Origin of the sequence: Streptomyces sp. ISL-11 (genome assembly GCF_018614525.1) — a bacterium.
Taxonomy (GTDB): domain Bacteria; phylum Actinomycetota; class Actinomycetes; order Streptomycetales; family Streptomycetaceae; genus Streptomyces.
The window spans coordinates 1-10,217 of the sequence record NZ_JAGGOL010000184.1 but is presented as its reverse complement, the minus strand read 5'-3'; the positions used below and the strand labels follow the sequence as shown (position 1 = coordinate 10,217).

Annotated in this window: 9 protein-coding genes and 1 pseudogene; 5 read left to right on the top strand and 5 right to left on the bottom strand. The window is 71.6% G+C overall.

From position 1 onward, the window contains the following. Nucleotides 1-73: 73 nt before the first annotated feature. Together mshD and J7E86_RS28745 are read right to left on the bottom strand one after the other, a co-directional pair. Complete coding sequence (gene mshD, locus J7E86_RS28750; RefSeq protein ID WP_215085745.1) at nt 74-997, bottom strand: mycothiol synthase; 924 nt, start codon at nt 995-997, stop codon at nt 74-76. A gap of 37 nt (nt 998-1,034) precedes the next feature. After that, nucleotides 1,035-1,586, bottom strand: coding sequence for a hypothetical protein (locus tag J7E86_RS28745; protein ID WP_215085744.1), 552 nt, complete (start codon nt 1,584-1,586; stop codon nt 1,035-1,037). Nucleotides 1,587-1,851: 265 nt separating this feature from the next. Here J7E86_RS28745 and J7E86_RS28740 point away from each other — a divergent pair, with 265 nt between their 5' ends. After that, complete coding sequence (locus J7E86_RS28740) at nt 1,852-3,654, top strand: bifunctional UDP-sugar hydrolase/5'-nucleotidase (RefSeq protein ID WP_215085743.1); 1,803 nt, start codon at nt 1,852-1,854, stop codon at nt 3,652-3,654. A gap of 1,390 nt (nt 3,655-5,044) precedes the next feature. Here J7E86_RS28740 and J7E86_RS28735 read toward each other — a convergent pair. Both J7E86_RS28735 and J7E86_RS28730 read right to left on the bottom strand, forming a co-directional pair. Further along, complete coding sequence (locus J7E86_RS28735; RefSeq protein WP_251019824.1) at nt 5,045-5,395, bottom strand: hypothetical protein; 351 nt, start codon at nt 5,393-5,395, stop codon at nt 5,045-5,047. 573 nt (nt 5,396-5,968) lie between these two features. Continuing rightward, nucleotides 5,969-6,877, bottom strand: coding sequence for a LysR family transcriptional regulator (locus tag J7E86_RS28730; RefSeq protein WP_215085742.1), 909 nt, complete (start codon nt 6,875-6,877; stop codon nt 5,969-5,971). A gap of 70 nt (nt 6,878-6,947) precedes the next feature. Here J7E86_RS28730 and J7E86_RS28725 point away from each other — a divergent pair, with 70 nt between their 5' ends. From J7E86_RS28725 to J7E86_RS28715, 3 genes are all read left to right on the top strand, one after another. Continuing rightward, a complete protein-coding gene (locus J7E86_RS28725) occupies nt 6,948-7,898 on the top strand; it encodes an NAD-dependent epimerase/dehydratase family protein (RefSeq protein ID WP_215085741.1) in 951 nt (316 codons plus the stop codon). A gap of 14 nt (nt 7,899-7,912) precedes the next feature. After that, nucleotides 7,913-8,797, top strand: coding sequence for an aldo/keto reductase (locus J7E86_RS28720; RefSeq protein WP_215085740.1), 885 nt, complete (start codon nt 7,913-7,915; stop codon nt 8,795-8,797). 148 nt (nt 8,798-8,945) lie between these two features. Beyond that, nucleotides 8,946-9,152 carry a hypothetical protein gene (locus tag J7E86_RS28715; protein WP_215085739.1) on the top strand — a complete coding sequence of 69 codons (207 nt, stop codon included), beginning with the start codon at nt 8,946-8,948 and terminating at the stop codon, nt 9,150-9,152. Between the two features lie 273 nt (nt 9,153-9,425). Here J7E86_RS28715 and J7E86_RS28710 read toward each other — a convergent pair whose 3' ends face one another. Continuing rightward, nucleotides 9,426-9,665, bottom strand: a complete 240-nt coding sequence (locus tag J7E86_RS28710; RefSeq protein WP_215085738.1) for a DUF1876 domain-containing protein — start codon at nt 9,663-9,665, stop codon at nt 9,426-9,428. 296 nt (nt 9,666-9,961) lie between these two features. Between J7E86_RS28710 and J7E86_RS28705 the strand changes: the two are divergent. Further along, nucleotides 9,962-10,217: pseudogene (locus J7E86_RS28705) on the top strand (hypothetical protein); the annotation flags it as partial.

Genomic DNA, 10,217 nt, shown 5'->3' with positions numbered 1-10,217 from the left:
CCTTACGGGACATCGTTTAGTGAAAGGGTGATGGATGGCGCCGACACCTGTCAAACGGAAGGCGTACGGGCCCTCAGCTCTCGGTCCGGTACATCAGGTCCGTCTCGTGCACCGCGAAGCCGAGCCCCTCATAGACGGCGACCGCCGCGGCGTTGTCGGCGTCGACGTAGAGCATCGCCGTCGGCAGGTCACGCGCCGCCAGGTGCCGCAGCCCGAGGGCGGTCAGCGCCTTGCCGAGCCCGCCGCCCTGTGCGCCGGGCCGCACGCCCAGCACGTACACCTCGCCCAGGCCCTCGTCGGCGTGCACCTTCGTCCAGTGGAAGCCGACGATCTCGCCGGACCGCTCGGCCAGGAAGAAGCCCTCGGGGTCGAACCAGCTCGCGGCCTTGCGGTCGTCGAGGTCGCGCTGTGTCAGCGAGCCCTGTTCAGGGTGGTGCGCGAAGGCGGCCGCGTTCACCGCGAGCCAGGCGGCGTCGTCCTCGCCGGGCCGGAAGGCGCGTACGGACACGCCCTCGGGCAGGACGGGCTCGGCGAGCTCCAGGCCGGCCAGCGGCCGTCGCATCTGGCGCAGTTCGCGGAAGAGGCTCATGCCGAGCACCTGGGCGAGGTGCCGGGCGGCCGGGTGGCCGCCGTGCGCCCAGACGCGCAGCCGTTTGCCCGACTCCGCCAACAGGGCGTTGCCCAGGGCCCGCCCGTGCCCGCGGCCGCGGTTGCCGGGGCGGACGACGAGCTCGCCCGCCGGCGCCTCCACGGGGTCGCTGTCCTCCAGCTGCCCGTAGCCGACGAGCTCCCCTTCGGTGTCGCGCACCAGGACGTGACGTACGCCCGGACGCCGCCCCTTGAGCTGGAGGCGCCCCTGCTCGGAGACGGCCGGCTGCCCGTCCACGGCGGCGGCCTCCGTCACGAGCCCCAGCACGTCCTCCGCCAGTTGGGGCGTCAGCTCGTCCAGTACCTCGATCGACCGCTGCCCGCCTACGTCATTCACCACGTCAGTCATGGTGCGAGCCTACGACCCGGGGGCGCGCGAGCCCGGGTCAGCGTCGGCTGTTGAGGAATCCGATGACGGTGGCGCCCCACCAGCCGAGCTGCGAGAGGGCGACGGTGGAGGCGCAGCGGACGACCAGGCGCCGGGCGACGGGGACCGCGAGGGCCGCGAGGCGCGGGCGGAGGGTCCAGGCGTGCACGCCGTTGAGGGCGACCATCAGGACCAGGCCGAGCTTGACCTGGGTGAGCGGGGAGCCGGGGTCGGGGTGGAGCAGGACGCCGCTGCCGACGAGGCCGGCCAGGCCGAGCCAGATGGGCAGGTGGACGGCGTCGGCGGTGCGCAGGACCTCGGGCAGCGACCGCCGTCCCAGCAGCCACAGCAGCCCGAGCCAGTCCACGGTGAGCACCGCGCCGAAGCCCAGCACGAGGGACGCCAGATGCGCGAAGAGCGCGACGTCGTGCAGGAGCGGGTCCGCCCGGAGGTGCGCGGCCGTCCACACGGCGGCGGACCACACCGCGCACACGCCGACCGCGGCGGCGCCGATGAGGGCGGATCGGGACGCCACGGGAGCGTGGAGGGGTGCGTCGACCTGGACGGTCACGTGGTGGTTCCTTAGAGCGGCGCGGGGAGGGCTCCCGAACGGACGGACAGGCCGGCCCCCCACAGGCCGAACGACACTCGGGCGGCCATTTAGGAAAGCCTTGCCTAAGCGGGTTCGGCCCCAATGGTCCATACGAGCATCCGCCCGGTCAAGCGGCGTGACCTTTTCGTCATCTCCAAGCTCCTGACGCGCTACGCGCGTCGACCATATGCTGCGGCCGACCGAATCACCTTCCTGCTGAGCAGAACCGCACAAAGGGGAACACATGCACGCGACGCCGCCGCGAGGGAAGCGTCTCGCCAGACGGCTGACCGCGACCGCCGCCGTACTCGCCGCCACCACCGGTGTCCTGGCCTCCGCCGCACCCGCGGGCGCCTACTACCCGCACGGCCGCACGGTCGACGTCCAACTGCTCTCCTTCAACGACCTCCACGGCAACCTGGAGCCCCCGCAGGGCTCCTCCGGCACGGTGTCCGAGACACAGCCGGACGGCACCACCAAGGCGATACCCGCGGGCGGCGTCGAATACCTCGCCAACTCGCTGCGCACCGCCCGCAAGGGCCACCCCTACTCCGTGACCGCCGCCGCCGGCGACCTCATCGGCGCAAGCCCGCTGATGTCCGGGCTCTTCCACGACGAGCCGACCATCGAGGCGATGAACAAGGTCGGCCTCGACGTCACCTCCGTCGGCAACCACGAGTTCGACGAGGGCCGCACCGAGCTGACGCGCATGCAGAAGGGCGGCTGCCACCCGACGGAGGGCTGCTTCGAGAAGGGCAAGAAGTTCCGCGGCGCGGACTTCCCCTACCTCGCCGCCAACGTCACCGACGAGAAGACCGGCAAGCCCATCCTCAAGCCGTACACCGTCTGGCAGCGCGGCGGCGTCAAGATCGGCTTCATCGGCGTCACCCTCGAAGGCACCCCGGACGTCGTCACCGCCGAGGGCGTCAAGGGCCTGAAGTTCGCCGACGAGGTCGAGACGATCAACAAGTACGCCAAGGAGCTCAACCGCCAGGGCGTGAAGTCGATCGTCGCCCTGATCCACGAGGGCGGCATGCCGGCCTCCGGCTCGTACAACTTCGACTGCGACACCCCGGGCGCGGGCGCCGGCATCTCCGGCCCCATCGTCGACATCGCCAAGAAGATCAGCCCGCAGGTCGACGCGCTCGTCACCGGCCACACCCACGCGGCCTACACCTGCACCATCCCCGACCCCTCCGGCGCGCCCCGCACGGTGACGTCGGCGGCGTCCTTCGGCCGGCTGTACACCGACACCACGCTGACGTACGACCGCCGCACCAAGGACATCGTGCGCACGGCAGTGAAGAGCCCCCGCACCGGCAACCACGTCGTGAACCGCGACCAGCCGAAGGCGGCCGACATGACCGCCCTCGTCGACCGCTGGAAGAAGCTGGCGGCACCCGTCGCCAACAAGCCCGTCGGCTACATCTCCGCCGACATCAACGGCCGCGGCTCCGAGGCGTACGAGAAGCCGCTCGGCGACGTCATCGCCGACGCCCAGTTGGAGGGCCTGGCCCCGGCCGACAAGGGCGGTGCGCAGATCGCCTTCATGAACCCCGGCGGCATCCGCTCCGACCTGGCGCACAAGGCGTCGGGCGGCGAGGGCGACGGCGTGGTCACCTACGGCGAGGCGTTCACCGTCCAGCCCTTCACCAACAACATGACCACCGTCGACCTCACCGGTGACAAGGTCATCGCCCTGCTCCAGCAGCAGGTCAGCGGCCCCAACCAGGCCGACCCGAAGATCCTCCAGATCAGCAAGGGCCTGACCTACACGCTGGACCTGCGCAAGACGGGCGCGGAGCGCGTCGACCCGGCGTCGGTGAAGCTGAACGGCACCGCGATCGACCCGGCCAGGACCTACCGCGTCACGGCCAACGCGTTCCTCGCGGGCGGCGGCGACGGCTTCCCCGCCTTCAAGGACGGTACGAACCGCCGCGTCGGCGCGTCCGACCTGGACGTCTTCACCGCCTACCTCACCAAGCACTCCTCGGCGACCGCGCCCCTGGCGCCGCCGAAGGCGGACCGGATCACGGTCGTGAAGTAGTCGCCACCGGTCGGTGAGGGTGGCGCCGGAACGCGCCTCGCGTGCCGCGCCCCCTCACCGACCGTTGTCAACCCGCACGCGGTCATGGCCGCCTCCGACTGCATCCGGACGGTGCACGCCGCCGACGCGGACACGGGCGAAGCTCGCGGTCGACGAGCCGGAGTTCGTCCTCCGGTGGCTCTGGCCGAGCCGGCCGGCGGGTTGGTGTCACTTCCAGGTCAGGGTGACTTCGCCATTGTGGCCGGGGCCTGTCCCCGCCCAGGTGGCGCCGCTCCCCACCTCGCCCGGGTGGGCGTCCTCGCCGGAGTTACCGCCATTGCCACCCCAGCCTCCGTCGCCGCCCTGCCCGCCTTCACCAGCGTCCCCCGGGTTTTTTGGTGTGGTGTGACCCCCCGGGCCACCGAGGCTCGGCCTGCCGTGGCGGCCACCCCACCCATCGCCGTGGCCGGCCCCCCTTTACCGGAGCCTTCAATGACGATCCCGCCCCCATTGCCCGTCGTTCCGGGATGGCTGTCGCCGGTCGACGCGCCGGTGCAGGCCCCGTTGCCTCCAGCGCCACCGAGGACCTCAGGTCCACCGGCGCCACCGTCGGCATGCTTCCCGCGGTAGAACACGCCGCCCCATTCGCCGCCGCAACCGCCCTGCCCGCCCTTCCCGGCCTGGCCTCCCTTGCCGCCCTCGGCCATCGCGGGAGTGCTGCCATCCGGCAGGGTCAGGGAACTGGCACCGCCATCGCCTCCGGCGGCTCCGTCCATGCCGTGTCCGCCGCGCTCACCGTAGGCCTGGTATTTCACCTTGCCTCCGGTGCCCTTGTCACCTCCGGTCCCGCCGACCCCGCCCTGCCCTGCCCTACGGTGATGGTCAGGGTGCTGCCCGCAGTGACCGGTACGGTGCACATGGTGTGGCCCCCGCCGCCACCACCGCCTCCTCCGCTGCCGGCCCCGCCGCCACCGGCCCCACCACCGACTTTGTCCCAGTTGTAGCCGCCTGCGCCGCCACCTGCGCCCCCGCCGCCACCCGCACCGCCGCCACCGGAACCCCACAGCTCGACGGTGATCGAAGAGACACCGTAAGGCACAGTGAAAGTGTCCTGTCCAGGCCTCGAGAAGTCCCTGGTCTGGCTGGCGGCCGCTTGCGCCGGAGATGGCAGTGCGGGCAGGAGAGCAAGGGCAGCAGTGGCGACCAGCAGTTGTGCACGCCTGGCCCGGAAAGTCTGTGTCACACGGACTCCTGTGAAGGGAAACGGGGCCACCCCGGCACAGCCGCCGGGGCGGTGAACTGAACCCGTGGGCGGGGCACTTGCCGCGGCAAGGCCCCACCCACGGACTTCCTCCCGCCAGGCGCGATGGAGCACCGGCGCGAGAGGAAAAGGTGCTACTTCGCGGTCGCGTCAACAGCGGCGCCTGCACCGCGGGTGACGCCCCGGGGGGGCAGAGTTGGCGGCGTCCTTCACCTCGGTGACCGGGCCAGGCTGCTCCGCAGCCGGCGGCGGCGGGGTCTGGGAGCTGGGCGGCTGCTCCGACGACGAGCTTCCGGAGGCCTTCTGGTCGTACTGGTAGGTGTCCGTGACCTTGTGCTCCTTGGTGATCTTCCCCGGGGCGGGGGAGACGATCGCCACCGGCAGCGGGCCCAGGCCGTGACCGTGGTCGTCGGCCAGCGCGACGGACGCCTGACCGAGGACCATGGCGGACGCGGCGGCGGCCACCATGGCGGCGGCCAGACGGGTACGTGCAGAGAACATGAACTACTCCTTGCTGAGCGGGACTTGCGAAGTCGCCCGAGAGAGAAAGCGGCTGGCTTTTCGGCTGGAAGGCCGGCGCCGCGTTGGCTGCCGGACAGCCGACGAGGAGGACGCACCGCGGAAAGGTTCCGGCGGCGAGGACAGTTCCCACGGGCCGCCGAACACGCCGGTCAAATCGTCCGATGAACGGGCCGGAAAAGACGCCGCACACGGGTTCCATGCCGGAAATCGCTATCGAGTGACGGCCGGCCGGACCCCTCCACAGATCGGCTGGACGTCAACTCAAACCTGGATCGGGGTACCGGATGGATGAACCTGCCTCCGTGCTGGAACCACCGGGCGGTCTTGATGACCTGCATGCGCCCCTTTGGAGTGACAGTGACCACCGAAAAATGGTCATCACATCACTACGAGGGATCTACCGCCCTCCACGACGCCCGGATGACGCGTCGCAGAGCACAGGAGCCAGCCCACCCCCATGCGCCGGCTTCCGGGGATGTCATGGCGGAGCCCCTGGGGACCGGCGGTGCGCTCAGCGGGCTCGTGCGGCCGGCAGCTCCACGGCTGTGTGGGTCAGGTTTCGTTCAGCGCTGCCGCCTGTCCCTGGAGGGCATCTATCAGCGTCCTGACTTGGGCGTGGTCGCGGCGGAGGATCGTGGCAACGCCGATGTGCCGGGTCGGAGTCGGCGGCGCGATCGGGACGGTGCGTAGTCCTGCTACCCGCGGGGTCTGCGCGATGGAGGGGACCAGCGAGATTCCCAGGCCCGCGGCGACGAGCGAGCGGGCGAAGAAGTAGTCCGTTGTCGTGCCGCGCACCTCCGGGTCGAAGCCGGCCCGTTCGGCGTAGCGGCGCAGGTACGTCTCGGTCTTGGAGCAGCCGAGTACCCAGGGCTCGGCGGCCAGCTCGGCGATGTCGAGTGTCTCGCGGCCGGTCAGGGGATGGGCATCGGGCAGGACGACGTGCAGGGGGTCTTCCATGAGTGCGGTCCACGCCAGGCTGGAGCTCTGGCCGGGCCGGCCGGGCAGCGGGCCGTCGAAGTGGTAGGCGAGGGCGAGGTCCACGGCGCCCTGGCGGACCAGTGGCAGGCTGTCTTCGGGCTCGCTCTCCCTGACGTGGACCACGGTCTCGGGATGGGCGGCGGTGAGGCGGGCGAGTGCGCCGGGCAGCAGGAGCCTGCCGCCGCTGGTGAAGGTGGCGATGGTGAGCTGGGTGCGGCCGCTGCCCAGCCGGTCGACCTGCTGTTTGGCGTGTTCGAGCTCCGCGGCGACCGACTCGGCGGCCCCGACCATGATCCGGCCGGCCGGGGTGAGCGTGACTCCGCGCGTGCTGCGCGCCACGACCTGGGCGCCGAGGCTGCGCTCCAGCGCGGCGACGTGCTGGGACACGGCCGAGGGGGTGAGGTGGAGGGCTGCCGCCGCCTGGTTGAAGCTGCCGAGCTCCGCCACCGCTCGCAGGACACGCAACCGCTGCACATCGATCAACAGTATTCCTTAATACGTTTCCAGTAAGCAGGCACTTCTGCTGATGACGGTAGATGTCCAGGATGGGGGCATGCAAAGGATCTGCGTCATCGGCGGAAGCCGGTACTTCGGCAAGCTCCTGGTCCAGCGCCTACAGGCCACCGGCCACCGGGTCACGGTGATCAATCGCGGCTCCACCACGCCCCCTGCCGGGGTCGAGCACCTCGTCGTCGACCGCGACGACGAGGCAGCCCTGATCGCCGCGCTCGGCTCCCGCACCTTCGACGTGGTCGTCGACCAGGTCTGCTACACCCCCGTGCAGGCCGCGATCGCCGCCCGCGCCTTCGACGGCCGCACCCGGCGCTACGTCATGACCTCCACCATCGAGGTCTACGACCCGGCGACCGCCGCACTGCCGGCCGTCCCACCCGGCACACCGGTGCCGGAGGAGGCCGTGGACCCGTCCACGTGGCTGGTGGCCATGGACCTGCCGTGGCACGACGCGGCGTACCTGGAGGCGCACTACGCCGAAGGCAAGCGCCAGGCGGAGGCCGTCTTCGCCCAGCAGCACGGGTTCGCTTTCGCCGCCGTGCGCAGCGCCCACGTGCTCGGTGGCGGCGCGGCGGAGTTCACCGGCCGGCTGGCGCACTACGTCGAGCACGTCACCCAGGGCACGCGGATCACCGTGCACTCCGAGGTGCTGCCCACGGTCTTCATCCACTACGAGGAGCTGGCGGACCTGCTGCTGTGGGCGGCCACGCTCACCGGCGCCACCGGCCCGGTCAACGCATGCTCCGACGGTCCGCTCGACGTTTACGACCTGGGCGCCGTCATCGCCGCACGGACCGGCGGGAAGGCCGTGTACCGGAGCGCCGCCGCGGGCGAGCCGGCGTCGCCGTTCTCCTTCGACCGCCACTACGCCATGAGCAACGCCCGTGCGAGAGAACTGGGCTTCTCCTTCTCCCACACCACCGACTGGCTCCCCGGCGCCGTCGCCGAAGTCCTCGACGCATCCGCCGCATCCGTCGCCCCCACCGCCTGAGGAACAGACACACCATGCAGTACCGCACCGTCGCCAACACCACCGTCAGCGCCATCGGCCTGGGCGCCATGCCGCTGTCCATCGAGCACCGCCCGGACGAACAGCGGGCCATCGCCACCATCCACGCCGCCCTGGACGCCGGGGTCACGCTCATCGACACCGCCGACAGCTACCACTGGCACGCCGGCGAAGCCGGCCACAACGAACTCCTCATCGCCCGCGCCCTGGCCCGCTACGGCGGCGACACCTCCCACCTCCTCGTCGCCACCAAGGGCGGCCGCGGCCGCCCCGGCGACGGCAGCTGGACCGTCACCGCCACCCCCGCCCACCTCAAGCGCGCCGCCGAAGCTTCCGTGAAGCGCCTGGGCGTCGAGGCCATCGGCCTGTACCAGCTGCACAAGCCGGACCCGGCCGTGCCCTGGGCGGAGTCCGTGGGCGCGCTGCGCGAGCTGCTCGACACCGGCACCATCCGCGCCGCCGGGATCTCCAACGTCACCACCGGCCAGATCCGCGAGGCGCACGCGATCCTCGGCGACGGCCTCGTCTCCGTGCAGAACCAGTACTCCCCCGCAGTCCGCGACAGCGAGCCCGAGCTGCGGCTGAGTACGCAGCTCGGGCTGGCCTTCCTGCCCTGGAGCCCACTGGGCGGCATCTCCCGAAGCTCCCTCGACGGACCCTCCGGCCCGACCGCTGCGAGCACCGCATTCCACCGCATCGCGGCCGAGCACGGCGTCAGCCCTCAGCAGATCGCCCTGGCCTGGCTGCTGACCCGCTCCCCTGCGGTGATCCCGGTGCCGGGCGCCAGCCGCCCGGCGTCGATCCAGGACTCCGCCAAGGCGGCCGAGCTCGAGCTGGGCGAGGCGGAGCGGACGCAGTTGGAAGACGCACTGTCCAGCTGAGCCGGCGCGCCCGTCGGTTGTCAGTCGCGTGCTGCGGTGGTGCGCGCCCGGCGCGCACCACCGTGCGGTGGCCGACTGCCGTTTGTCGGCCAATGTGACGGTAAAGAATGCGTTCGCCCAGCCGCACTTGATCTCCCGGGGAGATGCCATGAAGCCGATCCAGCGCGCTCTGACCACCCTTGCCGCCAGTGTTCTCCTCACGGTGGGAGCGGCCGCGATGGCGGCGCCGGCGCAGGCGGACGTCCATCTCAATCTGCTGAACGCGGCCCAGGTGGCCGCGAATGGCGTACTTCACGTGGACGTCGCAGGCATGCAGCTGATCGACACGCCGAACCCCCTCGCGCCCGCCCTCTGACCGACCCCGCCGCCAGGCCGTGTCCGGCGGATCATGTGAGCGGGCACTGCGGGCCGTGTCGTGCGCACCACCGCTGCGCGGCGGTGTCCTCAAACTCCCCCAGCTACCGCTGGGGGTGCCCCCAACGGACTGAAGGCGGCTGAGCCCAGCGAAATCAAGCCCGTCTGGGGGCACCTCCCAGCGGTAGCTGGGGGAGATTGAGGACGCGCCCGCAGGGCGCTCGCCGCCGCAGGCGGCAAAGCCGGCCCGCAGCCGAAGATCCGCCGGACACGGCTAGAGCTGCCTGACCTCCGCGCCGGCCTTCGCCGTCAGCTGCTGGGCGATGTCCATCAGCGCCCGGCCGCCGGCGAGCTCCTCACCGATGCGGCGCTCGTCGGGATCGCGGGGGTCGCGCGTCGTCTGACCGCGCCCCCGCAGCTCCGTACCGTCCCGCAGCCGCAGCAGCGCTGCCGCGCGGGTGTGCGTGTCGTCCTCGTCGAACTCGACTTCGACGTGCCAGCCGGCTACCTGCATGACGCTTACCTCCGCGAGATCATCAACCGGGGCTCCGCGGAACTCCAGCCCGGCCGGCGTTTGAGGCCAAAGGGGTCTGGGGGCTTGCCCCCAGTTACGGGAAGGGGCGGGTAGGGGAAATCCACCAGCCACACCCCAGCCGTACCCCCGCCCACCCCACGCCCCCGCCCCCCACCCCCGAAGATCACCCATCCGCCCGTCCGACGCCCGGTCCTTATACCTCCCATATCCACTTCTGCCGTCCTTCTCAGCCCTTCCTCAGACTGTTCTCATCCGGAGCGAGCACAGTCATAGCCATGACGGACAACGACCGCCACGACGGCACCCCGCACCCGGCCCCGCAGCCCCACAGCTACCCGGCCCCTCCCCCGTACGCCCCCGCGCAGCCCGTCACCACGGCCTCGGGCGTCACCGTCTGGCCCGGCGAGGGCAACGGCGGGCAGGGAGGACACGGCGGCAACGGCGGTTACGCCGGCTTCACCGACCCGGCGCCCGCGGCCGCCCCCGCGCCCACCCCCGGCCCCACCCCCACGCACGCCGCCCCCCGCGCCC

What these genes read in the sequence shown, in the direction of transcription:
- mshD (WP_215085745.1), bottom strand. Translation starts at nt 997, where the DNA reads ATGACTGACGTGGTGAATGACGTAGGCGGGCAGCGGTCGATCGAGGTA.
- J7E86_RS28740 (WP_215085743.1), top strand. Translation starts at nt 1,852, where the DNA reads ATGCACGCGACGCCGCCGCGAGGGAAGCGTCTCGCCAGACGGCTGACC.
- J7E86_RS28735 (WP_251019824.1), bottom strand. Translation starts at nt 5,395, where the DNA reads ATGTTCTCTGCACGTACCCGTCTGGCCGCCGCCATGGTGGCCGCCGCC.
- J7E86_RS28725 (WP_215085741.1), top strand. Translation starts at nt 6,948, where the DNA reads ATGCAAAGGATCTGCGTCATCGGCGGAAGCCGGTACTTCGGCAAGCTC.
- J7E86_RS28720 (WP_215085740.1), top strand. Translation starts at nt 7,913, where the DNA reads ATGCAGTACCGCACCGTCGCCAACACCACCGTCAGCGCCATCGGCCTG.
- J7E86_RS28715 (WP_215085739.1), top strand. Translation starts at nt 8,946, where the DNA reads ATGAAGCCGATCCAGCGCGCTCTGACCACCCTTGCCGCCAGTGTTCTC.
- J7E86_RS28710 (WP_215085738.1), bottom strand. Translation starts at nt 9,665, where the DNA reads ATGCAGGTAGCCGGCTGGCACGTCGAAGTCGAGTTCGACGAGGACGAC.